Annotated in this window: 15 protein-coding genes; 7 read left to right on the top strand and 8 right to left on the bottom strand. The window is 71.2% G+C overall.

Translation table 11 applies throughout. The features are described 5' to 3' along the window. Nucleotides 1-8 precede the first annotated feature (8 nt). Both O0235_RS09610 and O0235_RS09605 read right to left on the bottom strand, forming a co-directional pair. Complete coding sequence (locus tag O0235_RS09610) at nt 9-866, bottom strand: anti-sigma factor domain-containing protein (protein WP_270055569.1); 858 nt, start codon at nt 864-866, stop codon at nt 9-11. Between the two features lie 14 nt (nt 867-880). Next, entirely contained in the window at nt 881-1,540 is a 660-nt protein-coding gene (locus tag O0235_RS09605; protein WP_270055568.1) for a sigma-70 family RNA polymerase sigma factor, read from the bottom strand. A 152-nt stretch (nt 1,541-1,692) separates the two neighbouring features. On the opposite strand from O0235_RS09605, the gene O0235_RS09600 reads away from it, so the two are divergent. The 3 genes from O0235_RS09600 to O0235_RS09590 all read left to right on the top strand — a co-directional run bounded on the left by O0235_RS09600 (nt 1,693) and on the right by O0235_RS09590 (nt 4,561). Continuing rightward, entirely contained in the window at nt 1,693-2,802 is a 1,110-nt protein-coding gene (locus O0235_RS09600; RefSeq protein WP_270058058.1) for a S1C family serine protease, read from the top strand. 89 nt (nt 2,803-2,891) lie between these two features. Further along, complete coding sequence (locus O0235_RS09595; RefSeq protein ID WP_373324302.1) at nt 2,892-3,614, top strand: helical backbone metal receptor; 723 nt, start codon at nt 2,892-2,894, stop codon at nt 3,612-3,614. Next, complete coding sequence (locus O0235_RS09590; RefSeq protein ID WP_270055566.1) at nt 3,611-4,561, top strand: alpha/beta fold hydrolase; 951 nt, start codon at nt 3,611-3,613, stop codon at nt 4,559-4,561. The genes O0235_RS09595 and O0235_RS09590 overlap by 4 nt, the downstream gene beginning before the upstream one ends. Here the strand turns inward: O0235_RS09590 and nagA are convergent. Continuing rightward, nucleotides 4,546-5,697: an N-acetylglucosamine-6-phosphate deacetylase gene (gene nagA / locus O0235_RS09585; RefSeq protein ID WP_270055565.1), complete on the bottom strand. Its 1,152-nt coding sequence runs from the start codon at nt 5,695-5,697 to the stop codon at nt 4,546-4,548. The two genes, O0235_RS09590 and nagA, sit on opposite strands and share 16 nt — an antisense overlap. 101 nt (nt 5,698-5,798) lie before the next feature. Between nagA and O0235_RS09580 the strand changes: the two genes are divergently transcribed. Next, complete coding sequence (locus O0235_RS09580; protein ID WP_270055564.1) at nt 5,799-7,118, top strand: LCP family protein; 1,320 nt, start codon at nt 5,799-5,801, stop codon at nt 7,116-7,118. A gap of 4 nt (nt 7,119-7,122) precedes the next feature. Here O0235_RS09580 and O0235_RS09575 read toward each other — a convergent pair whose 3' ends face one another. The 3 genes from O0235_RS09575 to greA form a co-directional block, all read right to left on the bottom strand. After that, a complete protein-coding gene (locus tag O0235_RS09575) occupies nt 7,123-7,512 on the bottom strand; it encodes a cupredoxin domain-containing protein (protein WP_270055563.1) in 390 nt (129 codons plus the stop codon). A gap of 502 nt (nt 7,513-8,014) precedes the next feature. Beyond that, nucleotides 8,015-8,293 carry a hypothetical protein gene (locus tag O0235_RS09570; RefSeq protein WP_270055562.1) on the bottom strand — a complete coding sequence of 93 codons (279 nt, stop codon included), beginning with the start codon at nt 8,291-8,293 and terminating at the stop codon, nt 8,015-8,017. A gap of 132 nt (nt 8,294-8,425) precedes the next feature. Next, nucleotides 8,426-9,253 carry a transcription elongation factor GreA gene (gene greA / locus O0235_RS09565; RefSeq protein ID WP_270055561.1) on the bottom strand — a complete coding sequence of 276 codons (828 nt, stop codon included), beginning with the start codon at nt 9,251-9,253 and terminating at the stop codon, nt 8,426-8,428. A gap of 23 nt (nt 9,254-9,276) precedes the next feature. On the opposite strand from greA, the gene O0235_RS09560 reads away from it, so the two are divergent. The 3 genes from O0235_RS09560 to O0235_RS09550 all read left to right on the top strand — a co-directional run bounded on the left by O0235_RS09560 (nt 9,277) and on the right by O0235_RS09550 (nt 12,089). Next, the gene (locus tag O0235_RS09560) at nt 9,277-10,026 is read left to right on the top strand and encodes a 16S rRNA (guanine(527)-N(7))-methyltransferase RsmG (protein WP_270055560.1); all 750 of its coding nucleotides are present in this window, start codon (nt 9,277-9,279) and stop codon (nt 10,024-10,026) included. Between the two features lie 138 nt (nt 10,027-10,164). Further along, nucleotides 10,165-10,755, top strand: a complete 591-nt coding sequence (locus O0235_RS09555; RefSeq protein WP_270055559.1) for a hypothetical protein — start codon at nt 10,165-10,167, stop codon at nt 10,753-10,755. Nucleotides 10,756-10,868: 113 nt separating this feature from the next. Continuing rightward, nucleotides 10,869-12,089, top strand: coding sequence for an MFS transporter (locus O0235_RS09550; protein ID WP_270055558.1), 1,221 nt, complete (start codon nt 10,869-10,871; stop codon nt 12,087-12,089). Nucleotides 12,090-12,104: 15 nt separating this feature from the next. Here O0235_RS09550 and O0235_RS09545 read toward each other — a convergent pair whose 3' ends face one another. After that, nucleotides 12,105-13,040 carry an alpha/beta hydrolase gene (locus O0235_RS09545; protein WP_270055557.1) on the bottom strand — a complete coding sequence of 312 codons (936 nt, stop codon included), beginning with the start codon at nt 13,038-13,040 and terminating at the stop codon, nt 12,105-12,107. A gap of 180 nt (nt 13,041-13,220) precedes the next feature. Beyond that, a complete protein-coding gene (locus O0235_RS09540) occupies nt 13,221-14,054 on the bottom strand; it encodes a hypothetical protein (protein ID WP_270055556.1) in 834 nt (277 codons plus the stop codon). Between the last annotated feature and the right edge of the window lie 17 nt (nt 14,055-14,071).

Below are 14,071 nucleotides of genomic sequence, written 5' to 3'. Positions count from 1 at the left end.
CGGGCGGCTCAGTTGCGGGTCAGGCGGGAGAGGTCGGTGACGAAGAAGACGGCGGGGCCTTCGCGCACGGGGCTGCCGCCGGCGCGTTCGATCGTGACGACGGCGGTGTCGTAGCTGGTGATGCCTTCGGGGAGGCGGGTTTCGTAGCGGGCGAAGCCGGCATCATCGGGGGCGAAGGTGCCGAGGGAGTAGTAGCGGCCGCCGGAGTTGACCCAGAGCTGGTAGGTTTCGCCCGGGGGCAGCTGGCGGAGCTGGCTGGCGACGAACCAGACGCGCTTCTGGTCGTCATCCCAGACGAGGCGGCCGATGGAGCCGCGGCTAGGGTCGACGGAAACGACGGCGGCGACCTGGCTGCTGGGCGAGATTAGCGCGATGAAGAGCTCGGAGTCGGACTTCAGGGTTTCGCGGAGCTCGGCGGCGACGGCTTCCTGGTCTTCGAGTTTCTGGGTGAGGGCGGCGAGGGCGACTTTCTGGGAGAGCGCCTCGTCGATCTGGCGCTGGAGGTCGGCGTTCTGGGAGCGGAGGGCGTTGACCTGGGTGCGGAGGCCGAGCATGCCGGAGAAGGCGCCGGCGGCGACGATGATAGCGGCGAGGCCGGCGGCGGCCCGGCCGATGGTGAAGGCGCGCCAGGCGGGGCCGGGCTTGCGGATGCCGGCGGCGGTGAGGACGCGCTGGCGGAGGCGGGGGGAGGCGCGGCGGACAGGCTGGCTGACGGCGAGGAGGGCAGCGAGCCGCTCGGCGTCGCGGACGATGTCGCGGCAGGCGGGACACTCGGCGAGGTGGAGGGCGATGGCGCGCTCGAGCTCCGGTTCGAGGGAGCCGATGGCGTATTCGTCTGCCTGTTCCTCGGGTGAGATGTTCGCCAAGCATGGGGGGCGCTCTAGCGATGGCGTTCGAGGCCGCGGCGGAGCTTCTGCATGCCGAGGCGGATGCGCGTCTTGATGGTGCCGAGCGGCTCGTGGAGGTAGGCCGCGATCTCCTGCTGGGTGAGGCCGCCGAAGTAGGCGAGTTCGAGCGCGCGGCGCTGGTCGGCGGGGAGGGATTCGAGGGCGCGGCGGACGGCGGCGCGCTCTTCGGCGAGCTCAGCGGAGGCGGAGGGGTCGGGGTCGCCGGGGTGGAAGACGGGTTCGGCGGATTCGACGGGGTCGCCGAGGGGGCCGCCTTCGCGCTTCCAGCGGCGGCCGCGGGCGCGGAGCTCATCGAGCGCGCGGTGGCGGGTGACGCTCATGAGCCAGCTGATGAAGCGGCCGCGCTCGGCGATGAAGGTTTCGGGGCGGCGCCAGAGGCGGACGAAGACGTCCTGCACGGTGTCTTCGGCGAGGCCGGCGTCGCCGAGGATGCGGTACGCGGCGGAGTAGACGAGGTCGACGTAGCGGTCGTAGAGGACGGCGAAGGCGTGCTGGTCGCGTTCGAGGATGGCGAGCATGAGGGCCTCGTCGGTCCATTCGGTGCGGCCGGCGAGTTCGGCGCCAGCGGGGCGCGGGAATTCGACGGCTCGATCGAAGTTACGTATACCGGCGGGGGTTGGATTCCCATCCATCGCGGGGCGATGTCCCTTCGGGGAGGGATGATACACGGTTGCGTGATGGGGGCGAGGAGCTTAACCAGTGCAATCGAAAGGGCCCTTTGATCTTTACCGTGGGCTCCGGGGACGGCGGGGAGACTGGTGACAGTACCTGTGGGGTGACTCGGATGAACGTGAAGATGGTGCTGGCGGCGGGGGTGGCAGGACTCGCGCTGCTCGGCGGGGCGGCCTGTTCGGACGCGACGCCGGCGGGCCAGCAGGCCGCGACGGCGGGGAACGGGTCGGCGGCGACGGCGACGGTGACGCGGTCGCAGCCGACGTCGCTGCCGGCGGGCCAGATGACGACGGCGGAGCTGGTGCAGTATGCGGAGCCGGCGATCGTGCGGATCCAGACGAATTCGGGCGTGGGGTCGGGCTTCGTGGTCGACCCGGACGGCTACATCATCACGAACGCGCACGTGGTGACGGGGTCGACGGGGCGGCTGGCGAGCACGATCACGGTGACGACGAGCGACGGGGCCCAGTACCCGGCGCGCGTGGTCGGGGCCGATACGCGGGCGGATATCGCGCTGCTGAAGATCGATGCAAGCGGGCTGAAGGCGCTGCAGTTCGCGAACCTCGCGGACGTGCAGGTGGGGCAGGACGTGGTGGCGATGGGGTTCGCGCTGGATCTGCAGGGCGGCGAAGGCGGCAGCTTCAGCGTGACGCGGGGCATCATCAGCCAGAAGAACCGGGTCATCAACGAAGGGACGAACGCGGCAATCTTCGGTTCGGTGCAGACGGACGCGGCGATCAACCACGGGAACAGCGGCGGGCCGCTGCTGGACCTGACGGGGAAGGTCGTGGGGGTGAACACGGCGATTGCGCCGGACCCGACGACGGGCGAGCAGGCGCCGGGCATCGGGTTCGCGGTGGGTTCGGACATCGTGAAGGCGATTTATGAGCAGCTGAAGGCGCAGGGCCGGGTCAACCGCGGCTACCTCGGCATCCAGGGATTCGAGGCGCTGCGGCCGGCGGTGGCGCGGCAGCTGGGCATCCCGGAGAACGAGGGCGGCGTCGTCATCCGGACAGTGGTGCCCGGCGGGCCGGTGGCGCAGGCCGGGCTGCAGGCGCAGGACGTCATCGTGAAGATCGGGGGCATCGACGTGAACAACGAGGCGGACCTCGCCGTGGCGCTCATCAAGAACCAGGCGGGCCAGAAGGTGACGGTAGAGTTCTACCGCGACGGGAAGAAGATGAGCGCGGAGGTCACGCTGGGCGCGCCGCCGACGAGCTGAGCGACAACGCGGCGGCACCGTGACCCGGGAGGGGGCTGGCGTGGGCTGGCCCCCTCCGCGGCGTCTGCCGCTGGGCGATAATGGCGGGGATGCGCGTGGTGAGCCTCGTACCGAGCCTGACGGAGCTGGCCTGGGCGCTGGAGCCGGGAGCGCTCGCGGGGCGGACCCGGTTCTGCACGGAACCGCCGGAGATGGCGGCGCGGGTGCCGGCGTTCGGGGGAACGAAGGACCCGGATGTCGCGGCGATTGCAGCGCTGCGGCCAGACCTCGTGATTGCGAACCGGGAGGAGAACCGGCGGGAGGACGTCGAAGCGCTCGAGGCCTGCGGCCTGCGTGTGATGGTCACTGTGATCGATTCGGTGGAGGAGGCGCTGGCGGCGATCGCGGAAATCGGGCGGGCGCTCGGCCGCGAGGCGGAGGCGGCGGCGCTGGCGGCCGGGGTGCGGGAGGTGCTGGCGGAGCCGCTGCCCGTGGGGCCGGTGCGGGTCTTCGTGCCGATCTGGCGGACACCGCTGCTCGGGCTGGGCGGCAGGACGTACGGGAGTTCGATGCTGGAGGCGGCAGGCGCGGTGAACGTGCTCGCCGGGCGGGAGCGGTACCCGCAGGTGACGCTGGAGGAGGTCGCCGCGCTGCGGCCGGAGCTGGTGCTGCTGCCGGATGAGCCGTATCGGTTCCGGGAGGAGCACGCGGCGGAGTTTGCGAGCATCGCGCCGGCGCGGCTGGTGGATGGAAAGCTGCTCTGGTGGTACGGGCCGCGGATGGCGGCGAGCCTGCGGGAGCTGCGGCGGCTGCTGGCGGGGGCTCGGGCATGAGGGCGCGGCGGCTGTTCGGCCGGGCGCTGCTGGCCGGGGCGGCCGGCGGGGGAGCGCTGGCGGGGCTGGCGGCGGCCGACCGGCGGCGGTGGCGGCCGCCTGCGCCGCGCGGGTTCGTGCGGGAGGTGGATGGGGCGCGGCTGCACTACCTCGACGAGGGGAGCGGGCCGGCGCTGGTGCTCGTGCACGGCTTCGCCGGGAGCACGTTCAGCTGGCGGGCCGCGGTGCCGGAGCTGGCGAAGGAGTTCCGGGTCATCGCGGTCGACCTGCCGGGCTTCGGGCTGAGCGACCGGCGCCGGGGCATCGGCTACGGGCATGAGCGGCACGCGGCGCGGCTGCTGGCGCTGCTCGACCTGCTGGGCATCGAGCGGGCGGCGTTCGCGGGGCATTCGATGGGCGGCGCGGTGGTTCAGCGGCTGGCGGCCCGGGCGCCGGAACGGGCGGAGCGGCTGCTGCTCGTGGGCTCCGTTAGCGCGGGAGAGGACCTCGACATCCGCCGCCGGAGGCGGGCGAGCCGGGCTGTTTTCGGGCTCATCGGGCTGGCGGCGACCTCGCCGACGGTGATGTATGCGCTCGGCCGGCGCGGGCTGCGGCAGATGGTCGCAGACCCGGCGTTCGTGACGGACGAGGTGGTGCGGGGGTACATCGACCCGCTGCTCATCCCGGGCACGGTGCGGGCGGTGGGCGAGATGGCGCGCGAGCACGAGCAGGAGCCGCTGGTCGACCTTGCGGGGGTGGCGGCCCCGGCGCTGGTGGTCACGGGGGCGCAGGACGTGGTGGTGCCGCCGGCGCGGGCAGAGGCGCTCGCCGCGAGCCTGCCGGGGGCTCAGGATGCGGTGGTCATCGAACGGGCAGGGCACCTGCTGGCGGAGGAGCGGCCGGATGCGTTCCTGCGCGCAGTGCTGCCGTTTTTGCGGGCCGGGGCGGGCGCTCAGCCGCGGCGGTAGGCGATGACGCCGCGGCAGACCGTCGCCGCGACGGCGAGGTCGCGGTCGAGCAGGACGATGTCGGCATCGAAGCCGGGTTCGAGCTGGCCTTTGCGGTCCCCGGCGCCGGCGATGCGGGCGGGGTTGGTGCTGGCGAGGCGGAAGGCGGTCGGGAGGTCGATGCCGAGGTAATCGACGGCGTTGCGGAGATGCACATCGAAGGTGGCGACGCTGCCGACGATGGTGCCGTCGGGGCGCTGGGCGCGGGCGCCGCGGACGATGATGCGCTCGCCGGCGAACTGGTCGCCGGGGGCGGCGGTTCCGGCGAGGTGGAGGTTGTCGGTGACCATGACGGTGCGGTGCGGGCCGAGGAGGCGCCACGCGAGACGGAGGACGTCGGGCTCGACGTGAGCGCCGTCGAAGATGAGCTCGCAGGTGGCGGAGGGCTCTTCGAGGGCGGCGACGATGGGGCCGCCTTCGCGCTGGTGGAAGGGGCGCATGGCGTTGAAGAGGTGGGTGACGTGGCGGATGCCGGCTTCGAAGCCCTGGCGGCACTCGGTGATGGTGGCGTCGGTATGGCCCATGGCCGGGATGGCGCCGAGGCGGGCGATGGTGTGGATGAGGGGGAGCGCGCCGGGAAGCTCGGGGGCGATGGTGACCTGGCGGATGCGGCCGGCGGCGGCGGCGTGGAGGGCTTCGAATTCGGCGATGGAGGGCCGGCGGAGGTAATCGGGGGGGAAGGCGCCCCGGCGGGCCGGGCTGAGCCAGGGGCCTTCGAGGTGGTAGCCGAGGGGCTCGGCTGCGCCGGGCGGGGTTTCGAAGCCGGGCAAAAGGGCCGCGAGCCGGGCGGCGAGGGCGGCGTGGGAGGGGGCCGCGGTGGAGACGAGGAAGGCAGTGACGCCGCGGGCAGGCGCCCATGCGGCGTAGGCGCGCACGGCTTCCGGGGCGTCGGTGAAGAAGGAATGGCCGCCGCCGCCGTGGACGTGGACGTCGATGAAGCCGGGCCCGGCGGTGAGGCCGTCGGCATCGAGGAGGTCGGCGCCGGGCGCGTCGAGGTCGCGGCCGATGGCGACGATGCGGCCGCCGCGGCAGAGGATATCGGCGCGATGGGGGCCCGCCGGGTCGGCGAGAATGGCGTTGCGGATGAGGAGGGACATGGCGGCTTTACCCCGGGATGATGCTGACTTGACTGAGCGGTAGGGGGCGGAGAAGGTGAGGGGCAACCTCCCTGGAGGCTGGCGGGGGATTGAGCAGGCTGGTGACGCGGCGCCGGGGCGCCGTTGCCGGGATTGTGATCGGGTTCTGCGTGGCGGTCTACGCTGCCGTCTTCGTGCTGGGGCGGGTGGACCAGTACCTGTTCCCGGCGAACGAAGTCGCGGTGCCGGCAGTGCCGGCGTTCGTGCCGGGGACGGACATCGGGGTGAACGTGTCGCTCCCGGGGGTTTCGGCGCCCGGCCCGAAACCGTGGACGCCCGACGCGCGGCTGAACATCCTCGTGCTGGGCATCGACAAGCGGCCGGGGCAGCCGGAGGACGGGAGCTACCGGAGCGATACGATGTTCGTGGCGAGCATCGACAAGCACGCGGGGCGGCTGGAGCTGCTGGCGATCCCGCGGGACTACTGGGCGGAGATCCCGTACGGCAATACGCCGGGCGTGTGGGCGGAGAACAAGATCAACGCGGCGTATTCGTACGGGCAGTTCTACAAGTACCCGGGCGGGGGGCCGGCGGCGGCGGTGGCGGCGGTGCAGCATAACCTGAACATCACCATTCATCATTATGTCGTCATCGACTGGGAAGGGTTCGTCCGGCTGATCGATGCGCTGGGGGGCATCGACATCGAGGTGCCGGAGACGATTTCGGACTTCGGGACGGACGTGCTGGAGGTGTTCCCGAACAACACGGTGCAGGCGGGGCGGCAGCACATGGACGGGAAGCAGGCGCTGGGCTACTCGCGGGTGCGGGTGGACGGCGACCTGAAGCGGATCGAGCGGCAGCAGCTGGTAATCCGGGCGGTGGCGGACAAGGCGGTGAGCCTGGGCTACATCACGCGGATCCCGGAGCTGTGGAGCGCATACCGGGATGCGTTCCGGACGGACATCGACAATGCGCTCATCCCGGGGTATGCGCTGATGGCGCGGAGCATCGACCTCGGGAACATCCAGACGTTCTCACTCGGCAAGGCGATGTACGGCGGCGTCTCGGAGGACGGGCAGCTGATCCTGCTGCCGAACCGTGACCAGATGTACGCGATCATCGACGAGTTCCTGGCCGACCCGCAGGCGCGGGACGAGGCGCCGAAGGTGGCGTTGGTGGTGCCGCCGGGCGGGCAGGCGGCGGGGATGGCGGCGGTCGCACATCTCGAGACGTACGGCATCCCGCCGGCGTGGGTGACGGTGGTCGCGGGCGATGGCACGGGCGCGCCGGGGATTTATGACGTGACCGGGAAGCCGTACACGGCGGGGAAGCTGGCGGGGCTGTTCGACCTGAGGATGCAGAACCCGGACGGCAGCGAGCCGCCCGGGTTCGACGTGGTGATCCGGCTGGGCGAGGGCACGGCGCTCAGGACGCCGGGCTGACGCCCTAGGACGGGTCGACGGTGATGGTCGCCTTCATCTGGGGGTGGTAGTCGCAGGTGATCCGGTAGTTGCCGGGCTCCTGGAAAACCCAGGTGAAGACGTCGTTCTTCTTCATGTTGCCGGAGACGTTCTTGCCATCGACGTTGACGGTATGGAGGGCGGTTTCGCTGTTCTTGAAGTAGACGGTTTCGCCGACCTTGACGCGCAGCGTTTCGGGGATGAAGCGGAGCCTGTCCTGGTCGATGAACGGTGCGCCGGCGGGGATGCGGCTGTCGGAGCCGTCGGCGACGCCGGTGCTGCCGCTACTCGATGACGACCCGCCGCAGGCAGCGAGGGCGAGGGCGGCGATGCCGATGGCCGCGGCGAGGAGGCCGAGGCGCAGCGAACGGTGCATGGGTGGTTCCTCCTTCCCGGGGGTGCGTTGCAGGCCCGGGCCCTGTCGATTCCAGTGTGCCGCATCGGGATGCGGGCCAGCGGCCGGGGCGGCGTTCGTTTCGACAGGTTCGATGGTGCCATCGACGGCGCTTATGGTCGGGGCCGGGCGGGCCGGCGCGCGGGGGCCGAACGCCCGTGCGCCAGCGGGAGCGGCAAGGAGCGGGAAAGGGTGAGGCCCCGTTCACGGCGGGGCCTCGAAACGCGGGAGGCGGGGTGTGCGACCCGGGGTTCAGCGGTGTTCGCCCGTCATCGTGCGGTGAAATGCTGAAGCGGTCAAGCGGTTTCGCCGTTGCTTTCCCGTAGGCGCCGGGGGTGCTGAGATCGGCGGGATGGCGACGACAGGACTCCCGGTGCAGGTGTGCCCGCGGTGCGGCTCGGCGATGCTGGACATCAAAGGGTCGCGGCTGGCGGTGTGCCGGCGGTGCGGGTACAAGGACGACTGCTGCTAGCGCGGCAGCGCGTCAGGCGGCGCGGCCACGCTTCGGGCGGGGCGCATCGAACGCGGCGAGCTGGTCGCGCATGCGCTGGATGCGGCGGAGGCGGTAGGAGCTGGCGACGGGCATGGCGTCATCGAGATACACCGGCCCCTGGCAGCGGCCGCAGCGGATGTGCTCGGCGGGGTCGCGGCCGGGCGGGAGGGGGCGGAGGCCGGCGGCGGTGAGGGGCGCGCCCTTGGGCCCGACCCAGCGGCCGCTGCTGTGGCCGCAGTGGAGGCATTTGAGGTCGCCGATGACGAGCATGTGGATTCTCCCCCGTGTGGTGGGGGAAGTATTCGGCGGAGCGTGCGGCGGGGAGATTGGGGAAACCCCGAGTGAGCCGGGCCGCGAGCCCGGATGGGCGCGTGCGGAATCCCGCGATTCGAAGGCCGGGGCCTAAAGGTCGTGGATGATGGCGTCGATGCGGTAGCGCATGATGCCCTGCGGGGCTTCGACTTCGACCTCTTCGCCGACGCGGCGGCCGAGGAGGACGCGGCCGACGGGGGATTCGACGCTGATTTTCTTCTCGGCGGGGTTGGCCTCGCGCGGGCCGACGAGCTGGTAGGTGACCTGGATGTTGCGCTCGAGGAACGTGACCGTGACGCCGGAGCCGATGGCGGCGACGTCGTCATCGAGGTCGGAGCGGTCGGCGACGACGGCGCGCTTGAGGGATTCTTCGAGCTGGCGGCGGCGGTTCTCGGCGAAGGCGAGCGCTTCGCGGGCTGCGTGGTAGGGCGCGTTTTCGCGGAGGTCGCCGTCGGAGCGGGCGGTTTCGACGGCGCGGACGAGTTCGGGGATGCGGCGTTCGAGGTCGGCGAGTTCGCGCTTGAGGGCTTCGATGCCCTCGGCAGTCATTTCGATGGGGGCTTCGACGACGCGGGTGGCGGCGCCGGCGGTGCGGCCGTTCGACTTGGGCAGGCGGAGGCCGGTGCCGAGGTTCTTCTCGGTGTAGCTGCGGGTCTTGAGGAATTTGAACCAGGCCTTGAGGGCTTCGAGGCGGCGCTGGCCGTTCGGGTCGGTGGCGCGGAGGTTGCGCTCGCCGTACTGTTCGACGATGGCCGGGGTGAGGTCGGAGGTGAGCCGCTCGGGGCCGACGTCGTTGCAGAACTTTTCGACGTAGTTGGCGTAGTCGTTGGTGGAAGGTTTGAGGGTGGCGGAGAATTCGCGGAGGGCTTCGCGAAGGGGGATGGACCTGGGAGGAGCGCCCGCAGGCGTTTGCGTCATGATTCGAGTGTACCACCGGATGCGTGATCGTGCCGGGCGGGAGCGGCGGCATGAACGCGTGGGATGAGCTGGCGGAACTCTTCGCGGACGACGCAGGGGCGGTGGCGGCAGTCCCGCGGCTGGCGCGCCACTGGGAGCTCGCGCAGGGGAGCCCGGAGGCGGGGCGGCTGACGGCGGTCGAGGGCGCGGCAGCGGTGCGCCGCCAGTATGCGGAGTCGCTGGAGCTGCTGCGGCTGGCAGAGGGGTTCCTTGCGGAGGGGCACGCCGCAGTGCGGTACGCGGATATCGGGAGCGGCGGCGGCTGGCCGGGGCTCGTCGTCGCCTGCGCGCGGCCGGGGTGGGAGGTGCACCTGGTGGAGCCGCTGCAGAAGCGGGCGCGGTTCCTCGACACAGCGGCGCGGGAGCTGGGCTGCGGGAACGTGACGGTGCACGCGGCCCGGGCGGAAGAGGCGGGGCGGGGGCCGCTGCGGGAGACGTGTGCGCTGGTGACGGCGCGCGCGGTGGCCGAGCTGCGCGTGGTGCTGGAGTACACGGCGCCGCTCGCGGCCGTGGGCGGCATCATCGCGCTGCCGAAGGGAAGCCGGCTGGAGGACGAGCTGGCGGCGGCCGGGGCCGCGATGGCGGCGCTCGGGTGCGAGCTGGCAGGGGTGGCCCCGATGCGGCCCGCCGTCAGCGAGACGGTGCGGGTGGCTGTGTTCCGGAAGGCGGCGCCGTGCCCGGCGGCGTATCCGCGGCGCCCGGGGGTGCCGGAGCGGCGGCCGCTGGGGAGCTGAGAGCGGAATATTCGCGACATTCGCGAAGATAGGTGATCATTTCGTTCGCGTGTTGTCACAGGCGTGCTATAGTGCGCGCCAACTGCCGGAGGTGAGCTTCCTTACCTTCGTCAGAACGGCAGGCATGCAGGAGGCAGCATGGACCCGAACGTTATGGTGAATCACGTCCTGCGGCTGGTGCGGTTCGACACCAGCGTCTTCGATGAAGTGCGGGACAACGTCAACGAGCTGGTGCCGGCGCTGGTCGTGGCGGCGGTTGCGTCGCTGCTGGCGGGGCTGGGGGCGACGCTCTTCTGGGAGTTCAACTTCGACTTCGGCCCGGACAACCCGTGGCTGAACATGTTCATCCTCGGCGGCATTTTCACGGCGGCGCTGTACGCGGTGTGGGTGCTCATCGTGTACGTGATGCTGGCGCAGGTGTACAAGGCTTCGGCGGACGTGCAGTCGCTGTTCCGGACGATGGGATACGCGGCCTGGCCGCTGGCGCTCAGCCTGCTGATGTTCATCCCGGTGCTGTACCCGGTGTTCGCCATCGGGTCGATCGTGCTGCTGTTCGTGATGGCGATTTACGCGGCGCAATCGGTGACGAACGCGGATTCGACGCAGGTGGTGATGGCGAACCTGGCGGGGCTGGCGGTGTTCGTGCTGGTGCTGAGCATCATCGCGTTCTCGAGCGACACGACGATCATCGGCGCGGGGCTCTTCGCGATCCTGCAGCAGATTCCGTAACGGCCGACGCGGACGAAGGGTGCGGCGGCGCGGCGGGCTCCCAGCGGGCCTTCGCCGCGCCGTCGGCGTTTTCCGAAGGACGGGAGGCGGCGGGGGTGGGATGATAGCCGGTCATGACTCCCGAGCAGGCGGCGCGGCGGAACACGCGGCTGTACTACGGCTTCGTCTTCTTCAACGATTTCGGGCTCTGGTTCGGGATCTGGATCAAGTACCTGGTGGTCGAGCGGGGGCTGGAGCTGAAGTACATCCTGCTGATGGATGTGCCGTTCTGGCTGGCGGTGGCGAGCCTGGAGGCGCCGTTCGGTGCGCTGGCAGACCGGATCGGGCACAGCAAGGTGCTGGCGATCGGGGCGGGGGTGTATTCGCTGACGATCCTGGGCTTCGGGCTGACGACGAACTACTGGATGCTGTTTGCGGACTACATGCTGTGGGCGGTGGCGCAGGCGTGCCGGAGCGGCGCGGACCAGGCAATCGTGTTCGATTCGCTGAAGGCCGCGGGGCGCGAGGGCGAGTTTTCGCGCATCGCCGGGCGCGGGTTCGCGCTGACGATGTCGGCGGGGCTGGCGGGCATCGTGCTGGGCGGGTTCGTTGCGGCCTGGGCGGGGATGGCATTTACGGTGCAGGTGAGCGCGGTGACGCCGCTGGCGGCGATGGCGGTGGCGCTGCTGATGCGGGAGCCGAAGCTGGCGCACGAGCGGCGGGGCTACCTGGAGCAGGTGCGAAGCGGGTTTTCGTACGCGTGGTCGCACCGGCCGGTGCGGGCGTCGATGCTGCTGCTGACGGCGCTGATGATGGTGACGTTCGCGCCGGTGGTGCTGATGCAGCCGTTCCTGATCGTGCACGAGGTGCCGACGGGGTGGTTCGGGGTGTTCCAGGCGCCGGTCCGGCTGGCGGGGGTGGCGGCGGCGCTGCTGGCGTGGCGGGTGATTGGCCGCGCGGGCAGGGAGCGGGTGCTCGGGGCGGCCTCGCTGAGCGTGGTGGCGGCATTCGCCGGGCTGGCGGTGTGGGATTCGGTGGCGGCGTTTTCGCTGTTCGCGGTGCCCGCCGTGGTGCAGGGGCTCGTGCGCCCGGCGCTGGATTCGTTCATCAATGAGCAGACGCCGAGCGATCGCAGGGCGACGGTGCTGAGCGTGGTTTCGCTGGCGTTCAGCCTGCAGGTGGGCATCCTCGAGGCGACGCTCGGCTTCATCACGGACGACGTGGGCATCCGCGCAGCGTTCGGGTTCACGGCGGCGGTGTTCGCGGTGCTGCTGCCGGCGGTCTATCTGCCGTGGCGGCGGGCGTACCGGCAAACGAAGGCGGCCGGCGCGGCGGCGCCGGCCGCTGCAGGCTGAGCAGGGCGGGGCGGCTCAGGTGAGGGCCGCGCGGAGGGCTTCGCAGGCCTCGGCCATGCCCTTCTTGCCGCCGTCGAGCATGGCGGTGAGCTGCAGGAAGATGTGGGGCTGGTCCTGGTAGATGCTGAGCTTTGCGGGGACGCCGGCCTTCTGGAGGGCTTCGGCGTAGAGCTTCGAGTCATCGAGCAGAGGATCGAGCGTTCCGACGATGAGGTGGGCGGGCGGCAGGCCGGCGAGGTTGCCGTGGATGGGGAAGATGTAGGGGTCCTTCGGGTCGGCGCCGCCGGAGAGGTAGTGGCGGTAGAACCAGTCCATCGCCTGGCGGGTGAGGATTTTGCCCTCGGCGTTCTCGTGGACGGAGGGGAGGTCGTTGTTGCCGGTGAAGGCGCCGTAGAGGAGGAGCTGGAGGCGTGCCCGGGGGCCGCCTTCGTCGCGGAGGCGGAGGGCGGCGCAGGCGGCCAGGTTGCCGCCCGCGCTGTCGCCGGCGAGGGCGAAGCGGGAACCGTCGGCGTTCAGCTCGGCGGCGTGGTCGACCGCCCAGCGGACCGCGGCGACGCAATCATCGAGCTGCGCCGGCGGGGTGTGCTCGGGCGCGAGGCGGTAGTGGACGCTGACGACGACGGCGCCGGCGCCCTCGGCGAGTTCGGCGCAGAGTTTGGTGTGGGTGGCTGGCGAGCCGATGACCCAGCCGCCGCCGTGGAAGTAGACGACGAGGGGGAAGGGGCCGCTGCCGGCGGGGGTGAAGATTTTGACGGGGATGTCGCCCGCGGGGCCGGGGATGGCGCGGTCGGCGATGGCGACGGACTGGGGGAGCGGCTGGTTGAAGGCCTGGAAGGAGACCTCGGCGTTGGCGCGGGCGACGTGGGGTTCGAGTTCCCACAGGGGCGGGACGCCGGCCGCTTCGGCCTGGGCGGCCATCATCTGGAGCAGGGCTTCGACCTGGGGGTCCATCCGCACGGTCCTCCTCGGGAGAGCTGTCGGGGGGACTCTACGGGGACCGGGGAAGGGGGGCAAGGGGAACCGGGAGGCGGGAAGCGGGAGGCGGGAGGCGGGAAGCGGGAGGCGGGAAGCGGGAGGCGGGAACCGGAAGACGGGAGACGGGAGACGGGAGACGGGAGGCGGTAGGAGGAGTCAGGTGGGGCGGGCGGTGAGGAACATGAGGCCCTTGGCGAGGACTTCACCGACGAAGACGGCGCCCATGGCGATGTAGAGGAGGCCGGTGGCGCTCTGCATGGCGCGGATGCGCGTGGTCCGGTAGGCGAGGTAGGCGAGGATGATCGGGAAGATGAGGCCGACGCCGATGCGGAGGTAGAGGACCGGGTTCTGGAAGAGGCCGACCTCGACGGGGTTGGCGGGAAGCGGGACTTCGCGGACCGGCACGGCCAGGTTCACCGCCAGGACGACGACCTGCAGGGCGTGGGCGCCGAGGAGGATGAGGCAGAGGTCGCGCAGGGGCCAGGCAGGGAGGGCGCCTTCGGTGAGATACCAGTGCCCCCATGTCATGGCGACGGAGACGGCGCCGAGGGCGAGCGTGCCGGCGAAGAGCCCGAGGAAGATCGCCGGGTAACCCCAGGTCGGCGGGGCGAACATGATGGAGAGCAGGACGACGGCGGCGAGGCCGGCGAGGGAGCCGAGGATGCCGGCGATGCGCCCGACCGGGTCCCAGCCCATGAAGACGGCGAACATATAGACGGCGGCGGTGATCGTCACGATGAGCAGGGCAGTCCGGAAGCGGGGGAAGGGGCCAGGGTCGATGGGGTAGCCATCGACCTCGGGGCCGATGGCGAGCGAGGAGGCGGTCCAGAGGGCGAGGACGCCGGCGATGGCGATGCAGAGCGCCATGGTGAGGACGAAGCCGCGGGTGACGCCGCCGCGGAGGTCGCTCGCGAGGGTGACCCAGAGGCTGCCGATGGTGAGCTCGGTGAGGATGATGAGGAGGGTGTAGGGCAGGGCCTCGACGTTCACCGGTTCGAGTGTAGGGT

Source organism: Tepidiforma flava (assembly GCF_027594505.1).
Taxonomy (GTDB): Bacteria; Chloroflexota; Dehalococcoidia; order Tepidiformales; family Tepidiformaceae; genus Tepidiforma; species Tepidiforma flava.
The sequence above is the reverse complement of the archived record's forward strand: the minus strand, read 5'-3'. Positions and strand labels throughout refer to the sequence as shown.